This window comes from Natrinema salaciae (genome assembly GCF_900110865.1).
GTDB classification, from domain to species: Archaea; Halobacteriota; Halobacteria; order Halobacteriales; family Natrialbaceae; genus Natrinema; species Natrinema salaciae.
The window spans coordinates 442,822-467,990 of the sequence record NZ_FOFD01000004.1 but is presented as its reverse complement, the minus strand read 5'-3'; the positions used below and the strand labels follow the sequence as shown (position 1 = coordinate 467,990).

The following is a 25,169-nucleotide window of genomic DNA, read 5'->3' as shown; positions in this document are numbered from 1 at the left end:
TCCCTCGCTCGCGGTCGTCTCGGGTGAGTGCCTGCCCGTCCCCGAGTCAGGCGACTCACCACGGATGCGGGAGCCGCCTTTCCGGCCACGGAACCGACACGTCTCGACCGGTTGGACAGTCGGCTTCGTAACGGCTTTCGTCGGGGCGTCGAATGTCGCGATAATGGACACACAGGCGTTTCTCGCCGCGACGCTCGTCGCTCACATCGGGTTCGCGATCTTCGTAACTGCCCACGCGCGCCTGACCGATCGGGATGCCGACAAGTGGCCGTTCGTGACGCTAGCTTTCGGACTGGCCGGGATCGCTGCCTACTTTTTCTACGACGAATCACAACAGTGAGCCATCTCAGTTGTCGAAATCGCCCCTCGAGTAGCGCCGAGTGACGGGACCGTTCCGTTTCTCGCCGTTTCGAATTCGGTTTCTAATCGGGGCGCACGAAGCCGAGAACGGTAGCTAATCGGACGTGATCAAGCGAGGAAGACGTGTCGCGGTCGGTCCGCGAGGACGTCGCGGCCGAACTCGACGGCCTCCGAGAAGGCGTCGCTGCGGAAAAACTGCATGGCGTCCTCGCGGGCGTCCCAGCGGCTGGCGATGAACATGTCGTTCTCGTCCTCGCGGTTGACCAGCAGGTCGGTCTTGCGGTGGCCGTCCATCTCCGCGAGCAGGCCGGCCGCGTCGTCGAAGGCGCTGGTGAAGTCCCCGCGGTGATCCGGCTTGACCGTGTAGAACATCCCCATCGTCCCCCAGGAGTCGTCCGCGTCGTCGCCGGCCTGCCGGACGATATCGGGGAGGTCGGCGAGGAAGCCGGCCGCCGTGCTCGCGGCGCGTTCGGTGTCCCAGAGGCTGACGACGGCCGTTTCGCTGCCCTCGTCTCGAGGCTCGTAGACGGCCGTCTTCACGTGCGTATCGTAGTGGTCGAAGTTCGCCCGGAGGCCGTCGACCGCCTCGAACAGCTCGTCGGAGTCGGCCGCGGAGTAGAGCACGACCGCGTGGACGTCCTCGCCGTGGGGCTGCCCCGCGTAGACGCCCATGTCCTCGAGTTCGCTGCGGAGGTCCTCGTCGTCGCCCCCGTGGGCGCGTCCGGCGTCGTCGCGGCCGCTCGAGTCGGAGCCATCGCCGCCGTGGTGATGACCGCCGCTGTCGCCGTGGTGGCCGCCGGACTCGCCGGCGGCGTGCGGGTGACCGCTGCCGTCGCCCTCCTGCGGAACCGTCTCACCCGCGAGGAAGGCCCCGAGGTGCTCCGGCGGGAACCGGCGGCCCGAGAGGAACCGGCCGAACTCGGCGAAGCGGGAACTCGAGGGATCGAAGCGCATCTCGTAGAGCAGTTCCTTCACGTCGGTCGGGTCGTCGCCGAACAGGGTGATCCCCCACTCGAAGTCGTCGAGGCCGACGCTGCCGGAGATGATCTGGGTGACGCGGCCGGCGTAGTCCTTCCCGATCTCGCCGTGGTTCGAGAGGTAGTCGGCCCGCTCGTCGAAGGGCAGTTCGTACCAGTTGTGATCGGGGCCGCGACGCTTGCTCATCGGGTAGAAGCTCAGGAACTCGCTGTCGGGGATGTCGGGTTTGAGTCGGGACTCGATGTAGCGCTCGAGGCCGGTGTCCTCGACCTCGCTGTCCTCGTCGAAGTAGTCTTCCGACATGTAGCCCGAGACCTCCGTTACCGAGAGGTAGGAGTCGGTCCGTTCCGTGAACGCGGCGAGCGCGGTGTGTTCGAACCGCCGCTCGAGCGTGTCGATGTCGGAAAGCGTCGGTCGCAGATGGAGGACGAGCAGGTCGGCCTTGTGGCCCAGTACCGAGAACGTCGCCGACTCGCCCGCGTCGGCGTCGTCAACGGCCTCGCAGGACGCGAGGTAGTCGATACCCTCGTCGATCGCTCGCGAGCGTCGTCGCTCGGGTGCCTCTCTCCAGGTGTCCCAGTCGATCGACCGGAAGTCGTGCAGGACGTACCAGCCCTCTTCGGTCTGTGGCGGTCGCCGTCGTTCCATGAGCGCGAGTTGGGTCGGGGACGCTAAGAAGGGCCGGGTTTCGGCCCGCTCCCCGTCGCCTCCTGCGGCGTCGGATCACCGCTCGGACGGGGTCGAATTCGTCGTCGTCGACTCTCAGTTCGCCCGTTTCGGACGTGACCGAAACGCTTTACGTCCGTCCGTTTAACCCACCGGATATATGCGGAAAAGTGGGCCGCCGAAAGGACTCATCGCCTACCTCGTGCTCGAGCTCCTCGAGGAGAAACCCCGATACGGGTACGAGATCTTGAAGGAGATCCGGGAGATCAGCGGCGGTCACTGGGAACCGTCCTACGGCTCGGTGTACCCGATCCTCTACAAGTTCGAAGAGAAAGGGTGGGCCGAACGCATCGACCGCGAGGACGAGCCCGATCGGAAGTACTTCGAGCTCACGGCGGCGGGGCAGGCGGAACTCGAGGAGCGCCGCGAGAGCGGCTCGGAGAAGGCCCGAGACTTCGCCGACGTAATTCTCGGCTTCTTCCACGTGTATGCGGCGTTCTCGACGGACGACCGGTTCGAGATCCCGGAGATCGAGGGCGAGTGGCGATTCGACGAGGCGTTCAGCCGCTGGGTCGTCGAACAGGTGGTTCGCCACTACGAACACTACTTCGACGCGACGTTCGAGCGCCTCGAGGAGACGCCCGAGGAGTTCTACGACCGCCACGGCATCGAGACGGAGGAGTGAGCGTGAGTGCGAGCGTGCGGGGCAGACGATAAGCGCGCGAACGCGAGACGCCCCCGACGAGCATTGCTGCGGTCTCGGCCGCGAAGTCCCGCCGCGTCGCTCGCGATCAGCCCGCGATCAGTTGCGGGCCGAACAGCATCAGAAGGAAGCTGACGAGCATGGTCACGCCGACCGTGGTCGTCACCAGGCGGACCATCCCGCGGGTCGCGTCGATCGGCAACCGAGAGACGATCGTTTCAGTACTCGTTCGGAGGATGTGCCCGCCGTCGAGCGGGAACGCCGGGATACAGTTGAAGAAACCGAGCTGGACGTTGATCCAGCCGGTCCAGAACAACAGGTTCGCCAGCAGGAAGACGGTCCCGTCACCGAACGCACCGAGCGCCCCCTGCACCTCGTAGAAGTTCTGAATCCCGCCGGTGAAGCCGGCGAAGTTGAACGGCATCCCGCCGGTGACCCCGATGACGGGCAGCAGGACCGCTATCCCGATCTTTCCGAGAAAGCTGCTCGTGAGCGGACCGAGCTGCGCGTCGCCGTTCCCCTCCCCGCCGAGCAGCGTCAGGTACTCCGCCGCGGGATAGAGCTGGACACCGATGTCGTTGACCGAGACGCCGGACGTGCCCGGCTGGGCCTGAATCCCGAGGAACCCGCTATCGGCCCGCGGGTGCTCACCGAGGGTCACGTTGTACTGTTCGCGCTCGTCGCCGAAGTAGCCCGCGACGGTGACTTCCTGGCCGGGCTCGGTGTCCTCGAGCAGCGCGCTCAGACCGTCGTACTCGTGGATCCGTTCGCCGTCGAAGCGGGTGATGACGAACGTCTCGTCGGTCGGGCCAGTTTTGCCCTCGAGGGGCTCGTTCTCGGCGACGGAAACCGCCGCGCCGATGGGGGCCGTTCGCTCGACTCGATCCCCGCCGTCTTTGGGTTCGACCGTCAGGGTGACCCGCTCGTTCTCGCCGACGGCGTCGAAGAAGCCGCGTTCGGTCGCGACCGTCTGGCCGTCGACCGCGTGGATCTTGTCGCCGGTGGAGAGCCCCGTCGGACCGTTTTGCATCGCCGCGGTAACCAGCAGCGATCGGCTGACCGTCACCGTCTCCTCGCCGTTGAGTTCGACGGCCACGCGGTCGCCGTCGACGGACTCGAGCCGGTCGGCGAGCGCCTCGTTGTCCTCGACGGCGGTCCCGTTGATCGCCGTGATGCGATCGTTCGGTTCGATACCGGCGGCGGCGGCCGGGGAGTCCTCCGCGACGCCGCCGACGGCGGCGCCGGGGGCGACGCCGATCGCGCCGACGATCGGCCCGAACAGCAGGGCGAAGGCCAGCAGCGTGATCGCGAAGTTGTTCGTGACGCCGGCGGCGAACATCCGCGTCTGGCCGCCGCGGGAGGCCGCCTTGCTGCTCTCCTGATCCGGTTCGACGAAAGCGCCGACGGGGACGACTGCGAGCATCGCGATCCCCATCGAGTCGATATCGATGTCCTCGACGCGACAGAGCAGCCCGTGGCCGCCCTCGTGGACGACGAGTCCGACGAGGAGTCCGAAGACGATCCCGGGGGTCGCCGCCAGCGGCAGGAAGTCGTTGACGCCGGGGATGACGAGGACGTTCCGTGGCTGGCGGACGGCGGAGGTCGTCATCTGTGGCGTCGAGAGGGCGACCATCGCCGCGCGGACGAGGAACGCGAACATGCCGACCATCACGACCAGTGCGATGCCGACGCCGAAATTCGACCACGCCCGCCAGAAGCGCTTCGGGCGGGCGAGCCTGTCGAGCAGGTCCCGGCCGCGTTTCGTGTGGAACGTGAGAATCGGGCCCTGGGTGCCGATGTAGTCGGGGAGGTAGCCGCCGTTCCGCAGTCCGACGACGACGACCCAGTAGCAGAGGAGGCCGATCAGCACCCAGGTGACGAGCTCCGAGCCGAAGAGTTCGGGGGGTGAGACGACAGCGGGAGGACCGTGATCCATCACTAGTCTCTCCGGGTGGCGTTCTCAAATGGTTTTTGTCTATCGGCCGCTCTCAGCGTTCCCGCCGCAGCCGCCCGACGACGAACTCCCGGTCGACTTTCGCGAGGAACGGTCCGAGCTTCGGTCCCTGGTCCTCGTCGAAGAACAGCCGATAGCCGGCCCCGAAGAAGTCACCGACGTCGACGTCGTGGCGTTTCGCGGTCTCGTAGATCTCACCCTGGATCTCGTCGGGTTCGTGACCCTCCTCGATGAAGTCCGCGAGCTCCTCGAGTGCCGCTTCCGTCGCCGCGTCGAACTCGTGGGCCGGAATCTCCGTGCGCTTGAGTTCGTAATCGAACTCGTTGCCGGTCCGCCGCGCCCAGTTTCGGGCCTGCTCGACCCGCTCGAGGGCTCCCTCGACGGCCCACTCCGGGGCGTCGGCCGGAATGTGACCCTCGCGTCGGGCGATCTCTTCGCGCAGATCGGGGTCGTCGGTCATCCCGAGCACCGCGGCGAAGGTGTAGGGAAGCCGGATGCGCTCCGCTCGCGGTTCCTCGACGACGAACGGGTACACCCGCTCGGCGAAGGCTTCCTCGTCCTCGCCGGCCTCGACTTCGTCGAAGTAGATCGCCTCGAGCCGGTCGAACTCGTCGACCAGCTGATCCAGTCGTTCGATACTGAAGTCCCGGGCTTTCGAGGGGTCCTTCGCGAAGAAGTACCGCAGGACCTCGGGCTCGAGCAGTTCGAGGACGTCAGAGACGAGGATGACGTTGCCCTCCGAGGAGGAGAACGGTCGTCCCTCGAGCGTGAACCACTCGTACACCATCGGGACCGGGGGCTCGATCTCGAGGACGTTCCGGGCGACGTCTTGTCCGCTGGGCCAGGACCCCTCGGCGTGGTCCTTGCCGAAGGGTTCGAAGTCGACGCCCAGCAGCTGCCACTGGGCGGGCCACTCGAAGCGCCAGGGCAGCTTGCCCTCGCGCAGCGTCGCGGTGCCCTCGTGGCCGCAGCCGTCGATCGTCTGGTCGCCGGCGTCCATGTCGGTACAGCGGTAGTCGACGGTCGCCGCTTCGCCGGCATCGAGGTCCACGCTCGTCACCGTCTCGGTGATCTTGCCGCACTCCTCGCAGATCGGGTTGAACGGGACGTAGTCCGCGTCGACCTTGTCCTGGTACTGGGAGAGGACTTCGCGTGCGCGATCCTGCCGCTCGAGGACGAACCGGGTCACGTCCTCGAACTCGCCGGATTCGTACAGCGCCGTGTTCGAGACCATGTCGATCGGGACGTCGACCGCGTCGGCGCTGTCCTGAATGATCGTCGCGAAGTGGTCGCCGTAGGAGTCACAGCAGCCGAACGGGTCCGGGATGTCCGTGTAGGGTGCGCCGAGGTTCCGGCCGAGCGCGCCCGCGTCGACCTCGCCGAGATCGACGAGGTTCCCGTCGAGGTCACAGAGGGTCCGCGGGAGCTTTCGGAGCGGATCGCGGTCGTCGGCGGTGAAGACCTGCCGAACATCGTGCCCCCGATCGCGCAGCACCTCGGCGACGAAGTAGCCGCGCATGATCTCGTTGACGTTGCCGAGGTGCGGGACCCCCGAGGGCGAGATACCGCCCTTGACGACGATCGGCTCCTCGGGGTTTTGGTCCTCGATACGGTCTGCGACCGTATCCGCCCAGAACGCGTGGCGCGCGTCGTCCGCGTCCTCGCGCTGGAGCGTGTAGGGGCTGATCGCCGTCGAGTCCGAAGCGGCTCCGGTCTCGCCGTCGTCGTTCGCACTCATCGTTCGTCGCTCGCCCAGTAGGTCGGTTCCGCGCCGGCACCGTCGGGGACGATGTCCGTCCCCTCGTGGTCGCCGAATCGGACCGCGCGCGCGATCCGACTGGGATCGGTGCCGTCGAGGACGATCGTTCGCATTCCCGAGCGCTCGATGATCTTCGCCGCCAGCAGGTCGACCGGCGCGGAGGCCCCGGCGTTCATCTCGAGGCCGGCGATGACGTCGACCAGTTCCGTTGCGGAGAGGTGGTCGTACTTGGTCGCGTCGTCGTCCTCGTTGGGGTCGTCGCTGTAGACGCCCGGGACGCTCGTCGCGTAGACGAGCAGGTCGGCGTCGATGTACTCCGCGAGCGCGGCCCCGACGGCGTCGGTGGTCTGGGCGGGCGCGACGCCGCCCATGATACAGATGTCGTCCCGGCGGAGCGCCTCGCTGGCCTCCTCGTAGTCGAGGGCGGGCGCGGTCACCGATTCCTCGCTCAGCGCCGCGATGAGCAACCGCGCGTTGAGCCGGGTGACGTCGATCCCCAGCTGATCGAGTTCGATTTCGTTCGCCCCGAGGTCTCGAGCGGCCCCGATGTACTCGCGAGCGACGCCGCCACCCCCGACGACGGCACCGATACGACAGCCCTCCGCGATGAGGTCTTCGATGACGGCGGCGTGCTCGGCCACCCGGTCCGCGCCGGGTTCGGGGACGAGGACGCTCCCGCCGATAGAGACGACCACTTTCATACTACACCGGTGTAGCGGAGTTGCTATCTTAAGGGTTGTCAACTACCCGGACGGCGTGGTGACACACCGCTCGAGCCGGGGTTCGGACGGGCCCGCTGTTCACTCCGCGAGCGACAGGACGAGCGCGTCACCGTCGCGATCGAACGCGGTGCCGAACGGGTCGGAGCGCTCGCGCATCCGCTCGCGGGACCACGCGGCGGCCGCCGGACTCGCCTCGCGGACCGCACAGCCGTCGATCTCGGTGGGATGCAGTCGGAGCTCGGTCGGTCGGCCGGCGGGCGTCACCGCGAGATCGAACAGGAAGCTCCGGTCGTTGCGCAACTCCGCGTCCACCCGGTAGTCGTCGACGAAGTCGCCCGCGTCGTAGATGACCGGACTACCGTCGTAGACCTCGATTCCCTGGGCGACGTGCGCGCTGTGGCCGTGAATCAGGTCGACGCCGTCGTCGATCAGCCGGCGGCCGAACGCCCGGAACGATTCGGGCGGCTCCGTGACCATGTTCGGACCCCAGTGGAGCGAGGCCACCAGCAGGTCGGGATCAGCCTCCCGTGCGCGATCGAGTGCCTCCCGAACGAGTCGGTTCGTCTCCGGATCGTCGGTGTCGATTTCGATCCGGGCGGTCCCCGGCGACTCCTCGTCCGCAGCGTACTCCGGCGTGTTGTCGGTAAACGAGACGATTGCCACCTCGAGGCCCTCGTCGCCGTCGTCGGTCGCCGTCCCGATCGTTCGAACCGCGGGCTCGAGCGCCTCGTCGATCGTCTCCCCCGCCCCCGCGTGGGCGATTCCGGCCTCGTCGAGCGCGTCGATGGTGTCGCGAAGCGCGACGTCCCCGTAGTCGAGTACGTGGTTGTTCGCCAGCGCACAGACGTCGACGCCGGCGCGCTCGAGCGCGGGGACCGCCCAGTCGGGATCGGCCCGGAAGTGAAACGGCCGGTGCGTGCGCGTCCACTTCCGACCGCGCGTCGAGAGCACGCACTCGAGGTTGACGACGAGTCCGTCGAGCGCGCGCAGTCGCTCGAGGACGGTCCCCCAGACGGCCTCGACGGGCCGGTCGCGCTGGCGGTCGTCGACGAGCCGCCCGAGCATGACGTCGCCAGTGAAGCCGATTCGAAGGGGCATATGCGAGTCTTCGCGGCGCACGTGCAAAATCCCGGGGCACCGTCGCCGGACCGATGTCCCGCCGTGCGGCGGTCGACCGGCCGCGGGGACGTCGCTCGTCCGGGGTGTTCCGGGCGACAGCTACAAAGCCCGACCCGCCCATGTCTCGGATATGCACGTACTCGGTGTTCGCGAGGCGGAGGCCGACGGCGACGCGCTCGAGTCGGTCGTCGACCGGCTCGTCGATCGGCTCGCCGAGCGCGGTCGCGTCGGCGTCGTCAGATACGATTCGACGATCGCGGACGGCCGGCAGACGCGCGAATCGATCACGCTCGGCGGCGACGTCACCTACGACCTCGGTGTCGACGGCGACTGGACCGCTTCGGGCACCGGACTGTCCGTCGCCGACGCGCTCGATAGCCTGGCCAGCGACTGCGAGTACGCCGTCGTCACGGGCGTCCCGACGCTTCAGTCCCCCTCGATCGCCGTCGGAACTGCTGCCGCGTCCGAGAGCGAGGCTGACGACACGATCCTCGCCGCCGTCGGCGGCCCCGGCGACCTCGATCTCGATACACTCGTCCGTGACCTCGAGGCGGCCGAGCCCCACGAAACGCTCGAATCGCTCGTCGCTCGCGTCAAACGATCGCCGCGCGCCGATCGAGCGGGTGCGATCGCAACGTTTACGGGTCGAGTCCGTGCCAAAGACAGTGAGGACGACGCACGGACGCAGTACCTCGAGTTCGAGAAGTACGAGGGCGTCGCCGACGAGCGGATGGCGGCCCTCGAAGCCGACCTCGAAGCCCGCGCGGACGTCTTCGACGTGGAACTCTACCACCGAACGGGGATCGTCGAGGACGGCGAGGACATCGTCTTCGTCGTCGTGCTCGCGGGCCACCGCGAGGAGGCGTTCCGCACCGTCGAAGACGGGATCAACCGACTGAAAGACGAGGTACCGCTGTTCAAGAAAGAAGTGACGGTCGAGGATGAGTTCTGGGTCCACGAGCGATCCTGACCGTTCCGTTCGTTCATCGAATCCGATGAAATAGTGAAACGGTCGGGCAGGAAGATATTGAAACTGTCGTGACGGTCGAAACTGAGATAATGAGTTAGCTGCTGTTTTAAAATGTCTCGTCGGTTCTGAGGTTGCAACTGACAATCTGCTGTCGGCGAATAAAACGTCGATTACCCCCCAGATCGCTGAACACAATCGAAACGCCACTAACCATCCTTCGTTTATAACAGATATCCCCAACAAGGAGTGGATGTCGATGAGCACGACAGCCCAACCCTCCACGGAAAGCAAGGAACGCCGCCTCAAACGCTACCTGCGTGAACGCGCCGAAGACGGCGAGCTGTACTTCAAAGGCAAGTTCATCGCAGACGATGTCGGCATGTCCCCCAAGGAGATCGGCGCGCTGATGGTCAAGCTCTCGGACTCGGTCAGCGACCTCGAGATCGAGAAGTGGTCGTACACGAGCGCGACCACGTGGCGCGTCGCACCTGCCTGAGTCGCGCTCACTCGACCCGATCGACTCGCCCGACGACTATCCCCGCTCCCCTGCCCCGTGCCGGCGCGTCACCGACGCCATCCGGCACGACCCACCCTGAGACGTCGCATCCCACGCCGATGCCGAGTCGCATCTCCGGATTCGGTATCGAATCGTTCCCGAGAGCGCCGCCGGTCGGCCGTTCCCGCAGCGCCCGGCCCGCCGGCGGAATCGCCTCGAGAAACGGTCGGCTCTGCCGACGACAGGCGTTTTATACCGCCCGACCCTGAACCACAGGTGATGGACGATGTCGATCGGTCCGGGTTCGGCACGGCGAGCGGCAGTGGCCAGCGTCCCGAAGACGGGCCGCCGATCGATCGCATCGAATCGGTGTTTTCGGTCTACGAGGTTCGGCGCGAAGACGGTCAGCTGGTATACTACGGCGACCCGCTGGCGCACCCGGAACGGGTGATGCGGGAGCTCTGGCCCGACTTCCGCGAACGCGGCTACGACGCCGAACTCGAGCGCCGCCGCGGCGAGTACGTGCTCGTCGCCGAGCCGACGACCGTCGGTGTCGACGGAATTCCGTGGACGAACGTCGTCCTGCTACTGGCGACGGTCGTTTCGACGCTGTTCGTGGGCGCGTGGTGGTGGTACCCCTCACTCGATCCGTTTATGAACCCAATCGAAACCGTCCACGCGTGGCCCTTTTCCCTGGCGATCCTCGGCGTGCTTGGCGTTCACGAGATGGGCCACTACGTCATGAGCAGATACCATCAGGTCGACGCCTCGTTGCCCTACTTCATCCCGGTCCCGACGCTCATCGGGACGATGGGGGCGGTTATCAAGATGAAGGGCCGAATGCCCGACCGCAAGGCACTGTTCGACATCGGCGTCGCCGGCCCGATCGCGGGACTGGTCGCGACGGTCATCGCGACCGTGATCGGGCTTCACCTGCCGCCCGTGACCGTCGACCCCGCGTTGCTTCAGCATCCGGACGCAGTGCGGATCGAGCTCGGCTACCCGCCGCTGCTCGAGTTGCTCGCGGCCGGGTTCGACCAGCCCCTGTACCGAGACGATCCGGCGACGGGAGTGAACCCGGTCGTCATCGGCGCGTGGGTTGGGATGTTCGTGACGTTCCTCAACCTGATTCCGGTCGGACAGCTGGACGGTGGCCACATCCTCCGGGCGATGGTCGGCGAGCTTCAGGAGACGATCGCGGCGCTCGTCCCGGGCGCGCTGTTCGCGCTTGCCGGCTATCTCTATTATATACAGAATCACAGCCTGAATACGGTCTTCGTCTGGGTGCTCTGGGGGCTGTTGACGACGCTGTTCGCGTCGGTGGGGCCGGCGACGCCGATCCAGGACGACCGCCTCGGTCGGAGCCGGGTCGTCCTCGGGATCGTCACGTTCGGTCTCGGCCTGCTCTGTTTCATGCCGGTACCGGTCATGATCATCGAGTGACCGGCGCGTTCGGGGCGGTTCGCCGTCGGTTCCGCGGCTACCCGTGCGTATAGCCGCGGTCCGCGAGCGGCTCGTCGTCCATCGTGATCGCCGCGCCGGCGTCGCGGACCGATCCGATCACCGACAGCGACGCGTCGGTCGCGTCTCGTACCGCCGGGACCGCGTCCTCGGGGAGCGTCGCGACGAGTTCGAAGTCCTCGCCGAAGCTGGTCGCCAGCTCGAGTACGTCGTCGCCGTCGGCGACCTCGAAGACCGCATCGTCGATCGGAATCCGATCGGAATCGATCGCGAACCCGCAGTTGCTAGCCTCGGAGAGCTGGTGGAGCGATCGGGCGAGCCCGTCACTCGAGTCCATCATCGCGGTCGCGTGCGGGGCGAGTGCGCGGCCGGCGTCGATCCGGGGATCGAACCGAAAGCGGTCGTTCGCGCGATCCGTCTCTCCGCGATCGAACAGGCGGAGTGCGGCCGCACTCCGGCCGAGCGTCCCGGTAACGCAGACGACGTCGCCGGGGCGCGCGCCGCGCCGGCGGACGGGATCGTCGGTCCGACCGATCGCGGTCGTCGACACGGTGAACTCGTCGTGGCCGTCGAGGTCGCCGCCGACGTACTCTGTGCCGACGCGATCACAGACGTCGCTCGCACCGCGAACGAACGCGAGCAGTTCGTCCCGGTCGAACGTCGGCGCGGCGTAGGCGGCGACCGTCGCCGTGGCCTCGGCACCCATCGCGGCCACGTCCGACAGCGACGCGCCGACGGCGCGCCAGCCGGCCGTGTACCGGGTCGTGCCAGCCGGGAAATCCGTTCGCTCGTGGAGCATGTCCGTCGTCACGACGAGCCCGTCGACGATGGCCGCGTCGTCGCCGGCCGCCTCGAGTTCGCCCGACAGGAGCCGCAGGGCGGCGCGTTCGTCCATACCCTCCGTTTCGACTCGAGGGCGAAAAACGGTCCGGGCCGACGCCGGGTCGGCGTGATACGATGGTCTTAAATGCCGCGGACGGAAATCACACGCCAATGGCTACGATGTACGACGTTCCGGCGGACGACCTCATCGAGGCGCTCGCCGACGATCTCGCGGATCGACTCGAGGAACCGGAGTGGGGCAAGTTCGCCAAGAGCGGCGTCGACAAGGAGCTCCCCCCCGAACAGGACGACTTCTGGGCCACCCGCGCTGCGAGTCTCCTGCGCAAGGTCGCCGACCGCGGACCGATCGGCGTCGAGCGACTCTCGACCGAGTACGGCGGTGCGAAGGGCGGTTCCAACCGCTACCAGGTCGCACCCGACAAGCGCGCCGACGGCTCGAAGAACCTGATCCGGACCATCCTCCAGCAGCTCGAGGAGGAGGACCTCGTCGAGACCGCCGAGGGCGAGGGTCGCCGGATCACCGCCGACGGGCGGAGCCTGCTCGACGAGACCGCCGGCACCGTCCTCGAAGATCTCGACCGTCCGGAACTCGAGCGCTACGCGTAATTGCTGGAATCGTTTTCGCGCCGGTTTCACCGCGCAGAGCCATTGCTACCGCTCGTCCGTAATCATTTTCCCGCGTGCCGGACAAGTATGGACCAACGATGAGTGGCTCACCCGACGAGGAGAAACTCGAGGAACTCCGACAGAAGAAGATGGAACAGCTCCAGGACCGCGCCGAGTCCCAGGGCGAGGGCGGACAGGAGGCGGCCCAGCAGCAGGCCGAGGCCCAGAAGAAGGCCGTACTGCGCCAGCACTTGACCGACGAGGCCCGGAAGCGGCTCAACACCGTCAAGATGAGCAAGCCGCAGTTCGGCGAGCAGGTCGAGCGACAGGTCATCAGCCTCGCTCGCAGCGGCCGGATCCAGGGGAAGATCGACGACGACAAGATGAAACAGCTCCTCAAGGAGCTGAAACCCGACTCGCAGAGCTTCGACATCCAGCGCCGGTGATGGAGCTCGGACTGCTCTACAGCGGTGGCAAGGACTCGACGCTCGCCGCGCTCTTGCTCGAGGAGTTTTACGACGTGACGCTGCTGACGGCTCACTTCGGCGTCAGCGACGACTGGAAACACGCCCGCGAAACGGCCGACGCCGCCGGGTTCGACTTCGAGCGCCTCGAGTGCGATCCCGACGTCGCCCGCGAGGCCGTCGACCGGATCCGCGAGGACGGGTTTCCGCGAAACGGAATCCAGCTGGTCCACACGCACGCCCTGGAGCAGCTCGCAGATCGGTCGTTCGACGCCATCGCCGACGGTACTCGGCGTGACGACCGCGTGCCGACGGTCTCGCGGGCGCAGGCCCAGAGCCTCGAGGACCGACACGACGTCGACTACATCGCGCCGCTGTCCGGATTCGGCCGGTCGGCCGTCGACAGGCTCGTCGAGGCGCGGTTGGACGTGATCGTGGGGCCGAGCGAGGAGATCGACAGGGCGGATTACGAGGCGGAGCTCCGGGCGCTGATCGCCGCGGAGGAGGGTCCTGCAGCGATCGCGGAGTACTTCCCGGACCACGACCAGACGTACGTGACGAACATCCGGTGAAGGAGCGAGGACGGCGACCGACGGCGCGGTGTACGCTGCGAGTGGCGGCCCGGCTCCGGTTCTCAGCCGCCGTTGGTAAACTCGAACCGGGCCCCGCCGGCCTCGCTCTCGCCGATCGCGACCTGCCAGCCGTGCGCGTCCGCGATGGCGCGGACGATCGCGAGGCCGAGCCCCGATCCGTCCTCGGCGGTGGTGTACCCCTGCTCGAGTACCTCCTCGCGCTCGTCGGCGGGGATCCCGGGACCGTCGTCGGCGACGAAGAAGCCGCCGTCGCACGGACCGACCCGGATGTGGACGTCCTCGCGGCCGTGCTCGATGGCGTTCCGATAGAGGTTCTCGAAGAGCTGCTTCGCTCGGAGTGGATCGACCTGCAGCGTTCGATCGCCGACCGTCTCGTAGGTAGCCTCGTCCGTCTCGACGGCCGTCCACGCGTCGCTCGCGAGTTCGACGAGCGGGACGTCGTAGGGGTCCTCGACCTGCGTCCCGCTACGAGCGACCGAGAGTGTCTCTTCGATCAGTTCGTCCATTCGGGTCAGCGCCGCATCGACTTCCTGCAGGTGGTCCGGATCGCCGCTGGTGAACGCCGCCCGGAGCCGGCCCTGTGCGACGCTGAGCGGGTTCCGAAGGTCGTGACTGACGACGCTCGCGAACGCCTCCAGGCGCGCGCTCTGGCGTTCGGCCTCGCGAACGGCCGCCCGCTGTTGGATCTCGTAGATGCCCGCGACGGTGCCCGCACCGACGCCGACGGTGCCGCCCATCAGGAGCAGGTACAGCGGCGCTCTGGCGCCCGTTCCCTCGAGGTACAGCACGTAGAGGTGGAGCGCCGTCACGAGGACGGCGGCGAGAAAGCCGCCGAGTCCGTAGCCGAAGACGGTGAGCCGGTCCCTGGTCGAGACGCCTCGGGACACCAACCAGCGGTCGGCGAAGACTACTGCCGTCGCCGCCAGCAGCGGAAAGACGCTCTCGAGCAGCGCTCGGCTCGAGACGTGCTCGAGAGCGAGGCGGGTGCCGATGATCGCGGCGAGAAAGAGACCCAGCGCCGAGAGCGGTGATACCGGCAGTTGCTCACCGACCTCCGCGATCCAGTCGTCGTCGGCCACGCGTTGCACAAGTCGGACTCTGACGCAGGTCGGTATCAACTTACGGGACGTTCTCAGAATCGATATCGTGGAACCAACGGTAATCAGCACTGAAGCAAACGAGACCGGATCACTGGCCACGGTTTCGGCGGTCGCGTGAGAACGAAAGGTTAGAAGTCCGTCGTCGCCGAACGGGTGTTCATGTACGACCGGATCAAGGGCTTTCGAGACTTCTATCCCGGCGAGATGTCTTCCAGGCGGTCGGCTATCGACGGTCTGGAGGAAACCGCCCGCGAGTACGGGTTCCGCGAAATCGGAACGCCGGCGCTGGAGCGCGCCGAGATGTGGACCGACAAGAGCGGCGACGACATCGTCGACGAACTCTACTCGTTCGAGGACCAGAGCGGTCGTCACGTCACGCTGACACCCGAACTGACGCCGACGGTCGCCCGGATGGTCGTCGCGAAACAGCAGGAGCTCTCGAAGCCGATCAAGTGGTTCTCCACGCGACCGTTCTGGCGCTACGAGCAGGTCCAGCAGGGTCGGTACCGGGAGTTCTACCAGACGAACGTCGACATCTTCGGTTCGTCCGAGCCGGAGGCCGACGCCGAAATCCTGGCGTGGGCAGCCGACGCGTTGACCGGCCTCGGACTCACCGGCGACCACTTCGAGTTCCGGATCTCCCACCGCGACATCCTCGGCGGCGTCCTCGAGAGCTACGACGCCGACGTCGACACCGAAGCAGCGATCCGCGCGGTCGACAAGTCCGACAAGATATCGCGTGCGGAGTACCACGACCTGCTGATCGACGCCGGACTCACGGCCGATCAGGCCGCCGCGTTCGACGACCTCATCGCGAGCGGTGACCTGGACGAGGTCCGGGCGGTCGCGGACACCGAGCGCGTGACCGCCGCCGTCGAGAACCTCCGGAACGTCCTCGCAGCCGCCGAGGACTTCGGGGCTCGCGAGTACTGTACCGTCTCGCTCGAGACGGCCCGCGGACTGGACTATTACACGGGCGTCGTCTTCGAGTGTTTCGACTCGGCAGGCGAGGTCTCGCGGTCGATCTTCGGCGGCGGCCGGTACGACGATCTGATCGAGAGCTTCGGCGGCCAGCCGACGCCCGCGGTCGGCGTCGCGCCGGGCCACGCGACGCTGTCGCTGCTCCTGCAGCGTGCGGGCGTCTGGCCCGAGGAGGAAGTGACGACGGACTACTACGTCCTGCAGATCGGTGACACGCGAGCGGACGCGGCTCGGATCGTCCGCGAACTGCGCGAGCGAGGGCACGTCGTCGAGACCGATATCGCGGGCCGCTCGTTCGGCGCGCAGCTCGATTACGCCGACTCGATCAACGCCGAGACGGTCGTCATCGTCGGCGAACAGGACCTCGCGAACGACGAGGTGACGATCAAGGACATGGAGTCGGGCGACCAGACGCAGGTCCCGGTCGACGAGTTCCCCGGCGATCTCGAGCGACCGACGTACGACGACCTCGCGTAAGCGACCGCCGCTCGACTCGAGTACAAAAACACTCCGTATCGAGAGGGAGATCCGACTCGGCTCCTGTGAATCGGGAACTGTGGCCGGTATTATGGGCCGAACGAACTAATCCTCGTTCGTGAGGTGACGACCAATGTCCACTACCGAGGCCACCGTTCAGTGGCCCGGCAGGCGAAACGAGTTCGAGCACGCCGGTCCGGCCGCCAGCTACGTGCTGGTGGCGGCGCGGCTGCTCGTCGGCTACTGGTTCCTCAGCTCCGGCTGGGGGAAGTTCGCGTTCGTCGCCGGGGAGCCGTTCGACGCGGCCGGCTACCTGCAGAACGCCCAATCGCCCATCGCCGGCCGCTTCGAGGTCGTCGCCGGGACGCCCTGGCTGCTCGAGGTCACCAACGTGATGATCCCCCTCGGCGAGTTCCTCATCGGGCTGGGACTCATCCTGGGGGCGCTCGTGCGCCTCGCCGCCTTCTTCGGCCGCGTCCTGATGACGTTGTTCTACCTAGGCAACGCCGACTGGGCGCACGGCTACGTCAACGGGGACCTGCTCGGGCTCCTGTTGTTCGTGATCGTCGGCGTCTTCGCCGCGGGCCGCATCCTCGGCGTCGACGCCTCCCTCGAGCGGACGGCGTTCGTGCAACGGCGGCCCCGGCTGCGCTACCTCCTCGGCTAACGCCGCGGCGGAGGCGGCCTTACCGTCTCTTCGACGGCTCGCCGATGCTCTCGGTCGCTTCGTCCGACGGCGCGATCCGCTCGTCGGTCGCGAGACGGTCGGCCGCGTCACGTCGCTCGACCGGCGAGTGGCCGGTCTCGACGAAGTGATCGATCATCGCTCGACTGAGGTCGCCGGTATCGGTCCCCGCGACCCGGTACTGCCACTCACATTCACCACAGTACGCACTCGGCACGCGTCGACCGTCGAACGCGATTCTAATGAACGGTCGGGTTCACACGGGGACGACTTATCCGCCGCCGTGCGGTGTCACCGACTGCAGGTCCCACGCTTAACTGCGGCGGCGGTGTACCTGGCCCGATGGCCGACGCTGACGCCGATACCCGCCCGAACGTCCTGTTCCTGCTCACCGATCAGGAGCGATACGACTGCAGCGCATCCGAGGGCCCGCCGGTGGAGACGCCGGCGATGGACCGGCTCTCGAGCGAGGGCGTCCGCTTCGAGCGGGCGTTCACGCCGATCAGTATCTGCTCGAGCGCCCGCGCGTCGCTGCTGACCGGACAGTTCCCGCACGGTCACGGGATGCTGAACAACTGCCACGAGCCGGACGCGATCCGGGCGAACCTGCCCGACGGCCTGCCGACGTTCTCGGAGGAACTCGTCGCGGCCGGCTACGACCTCACGTACACGGGAAAGTGGCACGCCGGCCGCGATCGGACGCCCGCCGACTTCGGCTTCTCGTATCTCGGCGGCAGCGACAAACACCACGACGACATCGACGAGGCGTTCCGCGAGCACCGCGAGGTGCGCGACGTGCCGATCGGCGAGGTCGAACTCGAGGAGGAAATCTACACCGGCGACGATCCGCGAGACGGCGAGAACGGGACGTTCGTCGCCGCGAAGACGCCCGTCGACGTCGAGGAGACGCGGGCGTACTTCCTCGCCGAGCGGACGATCGACGCGATCGAGGCTCACGCCGACGGCGACCGGGACGACCCCTTTTTCCACCGGGCGGACTTCTACGGCCCCCATCACCCCTGGGTCGTCCCGGAGCCCTACGCCTCGCTGTACGACCCCGGCGAGATCGAGCCGCCCGCGAGCTACGCGGAGACCTACGACGGCAAACCACGGGTCCACGAGAACTACCTCTCGTACCGCGGCGTGGCGGATTTCGACTGGGAGCTGTGGGCCGAAGCGCTCGCGAAGTACTGGGGCTTCGTCACGCTGATCGACCACCAGATCGGACGGGTCCTCGACGCGGTCGACGAGCACGGACTGGCAGAGCAGACGGTCGTCGTCCACGCCTCGGACCACGGCGACTTCGCCGGGAGCCACCGCCAGTTCAACAAGGGACCGTTGATGTACGACGACACCTACCACATTCCGCTACAGATTCGCTGGCCGGGCGTGGCCGACACGGGGACGACCAGCGAGGCCCCCGTTCACCTGCACGACCTGGCGGCGACGTTCCTCGAGCTCGCCGACGTTCCCGTGCCCGACGACTTCGATTCCCGGAGCCTGGTTCCCCTGCTCGAGAACGGCGGCGAGCCGCCCGCGAACCTCGACTGGCGGGATTCGACGTTCGCTCAGTACCACGGCGACGAGTTCGGGCTCTACAGCCAGCGGATGGTCCGCACCGATCGGTACAAGTACGTCTACAACGGGCCGGATATCGACGAACTGTACGATCTCGAGGCCGATCCCGCGGAGCTACGGAACCTGATCGACCACCCCGCATACGAGGACGTGCGGCGGGACATGCGAGACCGCCTGGTCGACTGGATGGAGGCGACAGAGGATCCGAACCGCGTCTGGGTGACGGGCGTGCTGGAAAATGCGTCGTAACCGTTCCGACACGGATCCTGCGGTGGCGCGCGCTGTCGAGCGATGAACGAGAGTGAATCGCGAGACGACACTGTGCGAGGGATGAGTGAGCGATCTGCGATCGCGAACGAATCGGCTGGGGAGGGTGTGGCCGTTCCGCGTTGCCACGGAAGCAGGAGAGTCGCTGTCGCCGTCCGGACTCGCGATACGCGTTCCCACGTCCGATCTCGAGACGGAAGCGTACGTTTACAGTGCCGAAGCGGGTACCAGTCGTACATGACTGCGGACACCGACGAAACGGAGGGGCTACGATGACGGGACCCGACTCGAACGCCGACGAACCGCCGGCCGACCTCCGCGAGAACGCCGCCAGATACGACGAAATCGCCGACGCCCTCGAGGATCTCCTCGAAGAGCTACGCGACGCAGAGATCAAAGAGTCGCGCCTCGAGGGGCTGTTCGACGAGGTCAGCTCGAGCAATCCGAACATCTGGAACATCGTGAGCGCCTTTATCGACGTCGAGGACGGCGAGGCCGTCGTCACGGACGAGTCCAAGCTGGCACAGGGCAGTTGGGCACCCGAAATCGTCGAGGGCTGTGACACGATGATCACTCTCGAGATCGAGTACGGGATGATGCCCGACGAGTTCACGTACACCGCCGGCAAGAAGCTGCAAACGCGGATCGAGGAGTTCCGCGAGCGGGCGGCGGAGGCGAGAGAACGGGCGGACGAACTCGAGGACGAGTCGGACGACTGAGCGTTCCCCGACTACATTCTCGATCTCCGGGCCTGTCGTCGGACGCACAGCCTGAGGTGTCCGGTTTCTCCGTCCGTCTTCGAACTCGGGCTCGAGCGGACGGAGCGTCTGGTTTGGTGTCACGTAGATCGGTGATCGGTTTCGACTACGGAGACTCATGATACTCGTCACTCTCGGACCGTCTCAGTGGTCGACCCGTCCGCTGACATTCTCACCCGGAATACTTGATCGCATTTCGGACATCGATACCGACGGACGAGTGAGTCGTCCGGTTGTACTTCGGCTTTTTCAGTCACTGTTGGTCTGTGTCCTCTCCCACACCGAAGCTTGTAATCGTCGAACGGATTCTCGTTCTTTTCCATGGTAGCAACTCAGTTGTCCGTTCAGTATATCTTGTAACCTGTTGACCCTGATTCGGCATGCAACAAGCAGTCTTGTAGTTCATGAGGGTAGCCATGCTTCGATATACTGGATCTTCGCTATCTCTAAGGTGTGTCTTGGTATTCTGTCACGGGAGGTTTTCGTCCGGCCAGTCGTCGTCTTGAGATACGGTTCTGCCGTCACCGTCTGCAGTTCCCCGAAGTTCTATATGGGGCGTAACCGTCGTGGGATTAGTAATACCTGCCTCGAAAACACCTTCTCTCCGGTGATCGAAAAATGACCCGTACTCTGCGTCACTTTTTGCACCTGGCCCCTCATAGCTCCAAACCCAGTCATACGTCTCTCCATTGATACTACTCACGTTTGCGTAGTAGTCGTCACCATCGTAGTTCCACTCAATCGTATGGCGAAACTCGAATTTCTTATCTTTGAACGGTCCGATACCATCGTAACCGACGACGGATTCTTTGTAATTCGTGGGCACCCCAGGGGCAGCAGCCGCTGTTGGTTCCCTATTTTCAGTTGCCATATCCGATTGTTCCCTGCTGACTGTCCGAGTACGGACGTAAGATAACTGATCATCTTGCGCAGCGACGATCGCTTCTTCTTGTTCGACGGATAATTCGTCTATTATCTCCCTTTGCTGGCTCTCGTTGAGTTCATTCACTCTGTTACTATAACGTACCACGGACTCCTCGTCTGACCAGGTAACCGTAGATGGATCGTACTCACTATTCTGCTGCCCTGATCCTGTTCCTACTATGCCGACAAGTCCGGCAAGAACCGCACCGGTAGTCTTCAAAACTGCTCACCTCTCCTGGAAGTAATTTTCTCCCATAATATCTATTGGGCCCACCTCCAAATTAAATTTTATATTTTAGTTATATATTTCATATAGGATACTATAGATTGGACGATCCAATCGCTCTCACGACACCGGTTCACTCACAGAATTGGCGCTAAACCACAACGTCGAACCAGTCCTCGTGGTGGAATCCTCTCTCAGTAGAAAAGCACCACAGAAGTCGTTGAAACGATTCACTCACCGCTCGCACTCGAGTGGCTAACACGAACGGTGCTGGCCGCTAATTCGCGAGCGGTAGTGCTATGACTTCTAACGACTACTATAGCAAATACGACTGGCTAGATATTCTGACTGGCCGGCAGTTTGTTCCTACGTGTGGGTGATAATGGCTATACAGAATTGTCAATGGTACTAATATTCATGCGTCATTCTAAATATATAATGCCTTTCTTGTATTCGACGAATTAGACCCGTTGGGCATCAGTCGTCGACGATCCGTTCCCGCTCGAATCGTCCGTCGGTGGACTCCGCCCGCCACCGCCACGACCCCACCTCGAGCGGCTCGAGCGAGACGATAACGTACGACCGATCGGGCCAGGTCGCCCGCGCAGCGTCGGTCGCGCTCGGCCGCGGCGGGCCGCGGGGGTGGGAGTGATAGAAGCCGACGATTTCCTCGCCGCGGTCCTCGAGTCGCTCGAAGATCGTCAGCTGCTGCTCGGGGTCGATCTCGTACCGCGTCCGCGGGGTCTCGGCGACGTTTTCGGCCGGATACTGCGACCGCACGCGGCTCCGCCCGTCGGGCTCGTATTCGCCGCCGAGGACCCCACAGATCTCCTCGGGACTGCCCTCGCGGGCGCGTTCGAGGATCGCCTTGCGGACGGCGGTCGGCAGGACGATCACGGGCTCGAGTCGACGGCGGGTCGGGACCCGGGACCGGCGGAGTCGAGCGCCTCGAGTTCGTCGAACGGAACCGCGACCGCCGGGTCCGGCCCGTCGAACCGATCGGGGCGGACGATCGGTGCGAGCGCCTCGAGCGTGTCGACGAGCCGCGGACCGGGCCGATTGAGGTAGTGGTCGCCGTCCATGGCCCAGACGCGGCCCTCCCGCACCGCCGACAGTTCGTCCCAGCCCTCGCGATCGGTGAGGTCCGACCTGTTTTCCGCGATCTGCTCGAGGCCGAAGCCACAGGGCGCGACGATCACGACCTCGGGATCGTACGCGCGGATGTCGTCCCACTCCCGCGGTCGCGAGCGGTCGCCGGCGTCGGCAAGCCCGTACTCGCCGCCGGCCCAGTCGACGAGTTCGGCCGTCCAGTGGCCCGCGATCATGACGGGGTCGGTCCAGTCGAAGATCGCCACGCGCGGGCGGTCCGCAGCGTCGAAACCGGCGGTTCGGTTCCGAATCGCCTCGATTCGCGACTCGAGGTCGGCCCGCACCTCGCGAGCGCGCTGCTCGCGGCCGACCGCGCGGCCGATCCGCTCGAGGTCGTCCAGCACGTCGGCGACACCGTGGGGATCGGTCGGCACGATCTCGGGGTCCCCCTCGATCCGGTTTGCGGCGTCTTCGATCGCGGCCACGTCGACCGCGCAGACGTCACACATCCCCTGCGTGACGATCACGTCCGGCTCGAGGTCGTCGAGGGTCGCGACGTCGACGTCGTAGATCCCACCCTCGGCGTCGGCGGTCTCGAGCACCTGCCGGTCGATCTTGCCGCTCGAGGCCGAGACGTCGATTCGCGACCGGGTGATCGACGGCGCGGCGGCCGCGCTCGGTGGATAGTCGCACTCGTGGGAGACGCCGACCGGCTCGAGCCCCAGCGCGGCGACGGTCTCGGTCGCCGAGGGGAGCGTCGTGACGATTCGCATGGTTGCTCGTAGGGAGCGAGCGACCAAAAACGGCGGCCTCGACGATCAGTCCTCGTGGACGGATTCGAGCGGCGAATCGCAGTACGTACACCGGACTCTGTCGGGCTCGTTCGGCGCGCCGCATTCGGAACAGTTCGTCCGGGGCGGTCGTTCGTCGCCGTCGTTCCACGACCGAATCGCGACGATGAGAAGGACGAAAAACGCGGATACGAACAGCCCCAGAGGGCCGAGTGACGGGAGAAAGATAACAGCGACGACGGCGGGGAAGCCGACGAGTACGTACACGAGGAGGGTCGACGGACGCAGATGCGGCTGTTCTACTTCAATTTTGCCGTCCACCTCTACAACCTCTGGGTGGTGGCGAACATCATTCGGTCGGACGAACTGGGTGAGGAGCACGATCTTGCGGAGGTGAAGGTGTTCACAGCGAAGCGCGTGCTCCAAGCAATCGATTACGACACGGAGGAGATCGATACTGAGGACGCACCCGATCTATCAGAAGTGTTGGAGAGTTCGAGGCACTTCTTCTGGTGACGAAAACAAGGTAGAATCGCCCGACAAACATTCACGGTGCAGTCTGAATAAAGAAATCGTATTACCAACAACTGAGAACTCGGCACCGCAATTAGAAGACAAAAAATCGAGCGGTCAGGGGCGCTCGGTCGTTCGACTACGCCGACCGATCCGGAGCGCGTTCCGCCGTCGACGCGTCCGAAAGCGCCGCCTCGAGTTCCCGGACCCCCTCCTTCGCCGTTCGATCGGCGTTCGCGAGCACGCGCACCGGCTGCTCGCCGAGGGAGACGAACCCGAGATCGAGCCGGTCGGCCGTCTCGCGCAGGCCGAGACCGGCGTCGGCGTCGCCCGCGATGACCTTACGGGCGGGGCTCTCGTGGGCACGCAGTCCGAGATCGAAGCCGTCGACGGCGTCGACGATCTCGTGGCGATCGGTCCCTCGCTCGGCCGCGAACTCGGCGACCGCCGCGCCCAGGCTCGAGCGCAGTCCGGAGTCGGTCGTCCGGTTGACGAACCGGAGATCGCGATCGACCAGATCCTCGAGTCCATCGATCTCGTCCGGGTTGCCGGCGCGGACGACCAGCCCCCACTCGCGCTCCCACCCGTCGAGTTCCGTCGCGCCCTCGAAATCGCGCTCGAGCGGGCCTGCGGCGACGGCCACGTCGGGGACCCCGTCCCGGAGCCGTCGCAGGCCGGGCCGCGTTCCGACCGAGAGGTAGCGCGGGTTCTCGAGCCGGTCGAGCACTCGCGAGAACGTCGGATCGTCCTCGCCGACGCCGAACAGCGTCGGCGGCCGGACGTCCGGCGAGAACAGCGTGACCGTGACGGGTTCGCCTTCCTCGAGGTAGTCGGTCTCCGGGCCGACCTCCACGACGCCGTCGGCGTCGGCGAGGCTGGTCGTCGCGCCGCTGCCCTTGTCGACGGGGTAGACGAGCATCTCGCCGTCGCCGTCTTTCACGAGACCGACGGGCATGAGCCGATGCCGACCCTGTTCGTGGCGTTCCTGCTGGGCGAGCCGTCCGGAAACCGTCGCGGACGCGGGTTCGGGAACGCCGGCCGCCTCGCGGATCGCCGGCGCGACGAAGGTTCGGAAAACCATCATCGCGGAGACGGGGTAGCCGGGCAGCCCGACGTAGGCGGAGTCGTTCAATCGACCGATCAACATCGGCTTCCCCGGCTTGATGCTCACGCCGTGGAGCAACAACTCCCCTCGCTCCTCGATAACGCGGTAGATTACGTCGACCGCGCTCGCGCTGGTGGACCCCGACGAGAGCACGAGGTCGCACTCGTCGGCAGCCTCGCGGAGGATCCGTTCCATCTCGTCCTGATCGTCGCCGGCGTGAGGGTAGAGGACCGCCTCCCCGCCCGCGTCTTCGACCCCTGCGGCGACGGTGTAGCTATTGACGTCGTAGATCTCTCCGCGCTCGCTGTGCAGGTCCTCGCCCGGTCGGACGAGTTCGTCGCCCGTCGAGACGATGCCGACGCGCGGCTTGGCTCGGACCGGCACCTCGTCGATCCCCAGCGCCGACAGCAGCCCGATATCCCGGGGCGTGATCGTGGTTCCGGGACCGAGCGCGCGCTCGCCCGCAGCCACGTCGGCACCCGCGAACATGACGTTGTCACCGGGGGCAACCGAGGTGCGGATCAGCACGTCGTCGCCGTCGGCGTCCGTATCAGTTCGCTCCACCGGCACCATCGCATCGGCACCGTCGGGCATCACCGCGCCGGTCGAAATCTCCGCCGCCGTTCCCGACTCGAGCGCCACGTCCGGTGTCGCGCCGGCGTGGACCTCGCCGACGAGCTCGAGTCGAGCCGGATCGGCCTCGTCCGCGCCGAACGTGTCCCGCGCCCGGAGCGCGTAGCCGTCGAGACTCGCCCGGTCGAATCCCGGCACGTCGAGTTCTGCGTCGAGTCGCGCGACGAGCACCCGGCCGCGCGCCGCCTCGAGCGGAACGCGCTCGACGCCACCCTCGAGGGACAGCGAGTCGATCGCCTCGCGTGCCGCCGCCGGCGAGGCGAGATCGCGAAACTCCTTGCGGTTCATAGCGGTCCTTGGCGTGCCGAGGATAAAAACGTCGGCCGACTCGCCGCGGACTGCGGGCCG

At 66.1% G+C, this 25,169-nt stretch carries 25 protein-coding genes; 13 read left to right on the top strand and 12 right to left on the bottom strand.

What is annotated here, in order from left to right:
- Positions 1-163 precede the first annotated feature (163 nt).
- A complete protein-coding gene (locus BMX07_RS24570; RefSeq protein WP_175480173.1) occupies positions 164-340 on the top strand; it encodes a hypothetical protein in 177 nt (58 codons plus the stop codon).
- 128 nt (positions 341-468) lie between these two features.
- Here the strand turns inward: BMX07_RS24570 and BMX07_RS15800 are convergent, their stop codons facing one another.
- Positions 469-1,986, bottom strand: coding sequence for a heme-binding protein (locus BMX07_RS15800; RefSeq protein ID WP_090619371.1), 1,518 nt, complete (start codon positions 1,984-1,986; stop codon positions 469-471).
- 178 nt (positions 1,987-2,164) lie between these two features.
- Between BMX07_RS15800 and BMX07_RS15795 the strand changes: the two genes are divergently transcribed.
- The gene (locus tag BMX07_RS15795; RefSeq protein WP_090619369.1) at positions 2,165-2,689 is read left to right on the top strand and encodes a PadR family transcriptional regulator; all 525 of its coding nucleotides are present in this window, start codon (positions 2,165-2,167) and stop codon (positions 2,687-2,689) included.
- A 106-nt stretch (positions 2,690-2,795) separates the two neighbouring features.
- On the opposite strand, the gene BMX07_RS15790 is transcribed toward BMX07_RS15795, so the two are convergent.
- The 4 genes from BMX07_RS15790 to BMX07_RS15775 form a co-directional block, all read right to left on the bottom strand.
- Positions 2,796-4,643, bottom strand: coding sequence for a site-2 protease family protein (locus BMX07_RS15790; protein ID WP_090619366.1), 1,848 nt, complete (start codon positions 4,641-4,643; stop codon positions 2,796-2,798).
- A gap of 52 nt (positions 4,644-4,695) precedes the next feature.
- Entirely contained in the window at positions 4,696-6,399 is a 1,704-nt protein-coding gene (gene lysS, locus BMX07_RS15785; protein WP_090619363.1) for a lysine--tRNA ligase, read from the bottom strand.
- Positions 6,396-7,121: a UMP kinase gene (gene pyrH, locus BMX07_RS15780; RefSeq protein ID WP_090619360.1), complete on the bottom strand. Its 726-nt coding sequence runs from the start codon at positions 7,119-7,121 to the stop codon at positions 6,396-6,398. The genes lysS and pyrH overlap by 4 nt, the downstream gene beginning before the upstream one ends.
- A gap of 99 nt (positions 7,122-7,220) precedes the next feature.
- On the bottom strand, positions 7,221-8,240 hold the full coding sequence (locus BMX07_RS15775; protein ID WP_090619358.1) for a CapA family protein: 1,020 nt from the start codon (positions 8,238-8,240) through the stop codon (positions 7,221-7,223).
- Between the two features lie 151 nt (positions 8,241-8,391).
- On the opposite strand from BMX07_RS15775, the gene BMX07_RS15770 reads away from it, so the two are divergent.
- From BMX07_RS15770 to BMX07_RS15760, 3 genes are all read left to right on the top strand, one after another.
- On the top strand, positions 8,392-9,231 hold the full coding sequence (locus BMX07_RS15770) for a molybdopterin synthase (protein WP_090619356.1): 840 nt from the start codon (positions 8,392-8,394) through the stop codon (positions 9,229-9,231).
- 250 nt (positions 9,232-9,481) lie between these two features.
- Positions 9,482-9,727, top strand: a complete 246-nt coding sequence (locus tag BMX07_RS15765) for a DUF7123 family protein (protein ID WP_090619353.1) — start codon at positions 9,482-9,484, stop codon at positions 9,725-9,727.
- A gap of 279 nt (positions 9,728-10,006) precedes the next feature.
- Entirely contained in the window at positions 10,007-11,170 is a 1,164-nt protein-coding gene (locus BMX07_RS15760; RefSeq protein WP_090619350.1) for a site-2 protease family protein, read from the top strand.
- 37 nt (positions 11,171-11,207) lie between these two features.
- On the opposite strand, the gene thiL is transcribed toward BMX07_RS15760, so the two are convergent.
- Positions 11,208-12,083: a thiamine-phosphate kinase gene (gene thiL / locus BMX07_RS15755; protein WP_090619348.1), complete on the bottom strand. Its 876-nt coding sequence runs from the start codon at positions 12,081-12,083 to the stop codon at positions 11,208-11,210.
- Between the two features lie 98 nt (positions 12,084-12,181).
- On the opposite strand from thiL, the gene BMX07_RS15750 reads away from it, so the two are divergent.
- From BMX07_RS15750 to BMX07_RS15740, 3 genes are all read left to right on the top strand, one after another.
- The gene (locus BMX07_RS15750; protein WP_090619345.1) at positions 12,182-12,637 is read left to right on the top strand and encodes a 30S ribosomal protein S19e; all 456 of its coding nucleotides are present in this window, start codon (positions 12,182-12,184) and stop codon (positions 12,635-12,637) included.
- A 98-nt stretch (positions 12,638-12,735) separates the two neighbouring features.
- Entirely contained in the window at positions 12,736-13,083 is a 348-nt protein-coding gene (locus BMX07_RS15745) for a DNA-binding protein (RefSeq protein WP_090619342.1), read from the top strand.
- On the top strand, positions 13,083-13,673 hold the full coding sequence (locus tag BMX07_RS15740) for a DUF7411 family protein (RefSeq protein WP_090619340.1): 591 nt from the start codon (positions 13,083-13,085) through the stop codon (positions 13,671-13,673). The genes BMX07_RS15745 and BMX07_RS15740 overlap by 1 nt, the downstream gene beginning before the upstream one ends.
- 62 nt (positions 13,674-13,735) lie before the next feature.
- On the opposite strand, the gene BMX07_RS15735 is transcribed toward BMX07_RS15740, so the two are convergent.
- Entirely contained in the window at positions 13,736-14,782 is a 1,047-nt protein-coding gene (locus tag BMX07_RS15735) for a sensor histidine kinase (RefSeq protein ID WP_090619337.1), read from the bottom strand.
- Positions 14,783-14,953: 171 nt separating this feature from the next.
- Here BMX07_RS15735 and hisS point away from each other — a divergent pair, with 171 nt between their 5' ends.
- Positions 14,954-16,252: a histidine--tRNA ligase gene (gene hisS / locus BMX07_RS15730; RefSeq protein WP_090619335.1), complete on the top strand. Its 1,299-nt coding sequence runs from the start codon at positions 14,954-14,956 to the stop codon at positions 16,250-16,252.
- A gap of 133 nt (positions 16,253-16,385) precedes the next feature.
- Positions 16,386-16,919, top strand: a complete 534-nt coding sequence (locus BMX07_RS15725; RefSeq protein ID WP_090619333.1) for a DoxX family protein — start codon at positions 16,386-16,388, stop codon at positions 16,917-16,919.
- A 19-nt stretch (positions 16,920-16,938) separates the two neighbouring features.
- Here the strand turns inward: BMX07_RS15725 and BMX07_RS15720 are convergent, their stop codons facing one another.
- Positions 16,939-17,154, bottom strand: a complete 216-nt coding sequence (locus tag BMX07_RS15720; RefSeq protein ID WP_090619330.1) for a hypothetical protein — start codon at positions 17,152-17,154, stop codon at positions 16,939-16,941.
- 125 nt (positions 17,155-17,279) lie between these two features.
- Between BMX07_RS15720 and BMX07_RS15715 the strand changes: the two genes are divergently transcribed.
- Entirely contained in the window at positions 17,280-18,764 is a 1,485-nt protein-coding gene (locus tag BMX07_RS15715; RefSeq protein ID WP_090619327.1) for a sulfatase family protein, read from the top strand.
- 290 nt (positions 18,765-19,054) lie between these two features.
- Complete coding sequence (locus BMX07_RS15710; RefSeq protein ID WP_090619325.1) at positions 19,055-19,501, top strand: hypothetical protein; 447 nt, start codon at positions 19,055-19,057, stop codon at positions 19,499-19,501.
- Between the two features lie 508 nt (positions 19,502-20,009).
- Here the strand turns inward: BMX07_RS15710 and BMX07_RS23865 are convergent.
- The 3 genes from BMX07_RS23865 to BMX07_RS15700 all read right to left on the bottom strand — a co-directional run bounded on the left by BMX07_RS23865 (position 20,010) and on the right by BMX07_RS15700 (position 22,552).
- Positions 20,010-20,684, bottom strand: a complete 675-nt coding sequence (locus tag BMX07_RS23865; protein WP_139210925.1) for a hypothetical protein — start codon at positions 20,682-20,684, stop codon at positions 20,010-20,012.
- Positions 20,685-21,167: 483 nt separating this feature from the next.
- On the bottom strand, positions 21,168-21,587 hold the full coding sequence (locus BMX07_RS15705) for a desampylase (RefSeq protein ID WP_090619322.1): 420 nt from the start codon (positions 21,585-21,587) through the stop codon (positions 21,168-21,170).
- A complete protein-coding gene (locus BMX07_RS15700) occupies positions 21,584-22,552 on the bottom strand; it encodes a cobalamin-binding protein (protein WP_090619319.1) in 969 nt (322 codons plus the stop codon). Before BMX07_RS15700 ends, BMX07_RS15705 begins: the two co-directional genes overlap by 4 nt.
- Before the next feature lie 306 nt (positions 22,553-22,858).
- Here BMX07_RS15700 and BMX07_RS15690 point away from each other — a divergent pair, with 306 nt between their 5' ends.
- Positions 22,859-23,086, top strand: coding sequence for a hypothetical protein (locus tag BMX07_RS15690; protein WP_090619312.1), 228 nt, complete (start codon positions 22,859-22,861; stop codon positions 23,084-23,086).
- A gap of 136 nt (positions 23,087-23,222) precedes the next feature.
- Here BMX07_RS15690 and BMX07_RS15685 read toward each other — a convergent pair whose 3' ends face one another.
- Positions 23,223-25,109, bottom strand: coding sequence for a molybdopterin biosynthesis protein (locus BMX07_RS15685; protein ID WP_090619309.1), 1,887 nt, complete (start codon positions 25,107-25,109; stop codon positions 23,223-23,225).
- Positions 25,110-25,169 lie beyond the last annotated feature (60 nt).

Coding starts and splice junctions, on each gene's coding strand:
- BMX07_RS15700 (WP_090619319.1), bottom strand. CDS start 22,552: ATGCGAATCGTCACGACGCTCCCCTCGGCGACCGAGACCGTCGCCGCG.
- BMX07_RS15790 (WP_090619366.1), bottom strand. CDS start 4,643: ATGGATCACGGTCCTCCCGCTGTCGTCTCACCCCCCGAACTCTTCGGC.
- BMX07_RS15740 (WP_090619340.1), top strand. CDS start 13,083: ATGGAGCTCGGACTGCTCTACAGCGGTGGCAAGGACTCGACGCTCGCC.
- lysS (WP_090619363.1), bottom strand. CDS start 6,399: ATGAGTGCGAACGACGACGGCGAGACCGGAGCCGCTTCGGACTCGACG.
- BMX07_RS15750 (WP_090619345.1), top strand. CDS start 12,182: ATGGCTACGATGTACGACGTTCCGGCGGACGACCTCATCGAGGCGCTC.
- BMX07_RS24570 (WP_175480173.1), top strand. CDS start 164: ATGGACACACAGGCGTTTCTCGCCGCGACGCTCGTCGCTCACATCGGG.
- BMX07_RS15765 (WP_090619353.1), top strand. CDS start 9,482: ATGTCGATGAGCACGACAGCCCAACCCTCCACGGAAAGCAAGGAACGC.
- BMX07_RS15745 (WP_090619342.1), top strand. CDS start 12,736: ATGAGTGGCTCACCCGACGAGGAGAAACTCGAGGAACTCCGACAGAAG.
- BMX07_RS15725 (WP_090619333.1), top strand. CDS start 16,386: ATGTCCACTACCGAGGCCACCGTTCAGTGGCCCGGCAGGCGAAACGAG.
- BMX07_RS15710 (WP_090619325.1), top strand. CDS start 19,055: ATGACGGGACCCGACTCGAACGCCGACGAACCGCCGGCCGACCTCCGC.
- BMX07_RS15795 (WP_090619369.1), top strand. CDS start 2,165: ATGCGGAAAAGTGGGCCGCCGAAAGGACTCATCGCCTACCTCGTGCTC.
- pyrH (WP_090619360.1), bottom strand. CDS start 7,121: ATGAAAGTGGTCGTCTCTATCGGCGGGAGCGTCCTCGTCCCCGAACCC.
- hisS (WP_090619335.1), top strand. CDS start 14,954: ATGTACGACCGGATCAAGGGCTTTCGAGACTTCTATCCCGGCGAGATG.
- BMX07_RS15770 (WP_090619356.1), top strand. CDS start 8,392: ATGCACGTACTCGGTGTTCGCGAGGCGGAGGCCGACGGCGACGCGCTC.
- BMX07_RS15715 (WP_090619327.1), top strand. CDS start 17,280: ATGGCCGACGCTGACGCCGATACCCGCCCGAACGTCCTGTTCCTGCTC.
- BMX07_RS15690 (WP_090619312.1), top strand. CDS start 22,859: ATGCGGCTGTTCTACTTCAATTTTGCCGTCCACCTCTACAACCTCTGG.
- BMX07_RS15685 (WP_090619309.1), bottom strand. CDS start 25,109: ATGAACCGCAAGGAGTTTCGCGATCTCGCCTCGCCGGCGGCGGCACGC.
- BMX07_RS15775 (WP_090619358.1), bottom strand. CDS start 8,240: ATGCCCCTTCGAATCGGCTTCACTGGCGACGTCATGCTCGGGCGGCTC.
- thiL (WP_090619348.1), bottom strand. CDS start 12,083: ATGGACGAACGCGCCGCCCTGCGGCTCCTGTCGGGCGAACTCGAGGCG.
- BMX07_RS15800 (WP_090619371.1), bottom strand. CDS start 1,986: ATGGAACGACGGCGACCGCCACAGACCGAAGAGGGCTGGTACGTCCTG.
- BMX07_RS15760 (WP_090619350.1), top strand. CDS start 10,007: ATGGACGATGTCGATCGGTCCGGGTTCGGCACGGCGAGCGGCAGTGGC.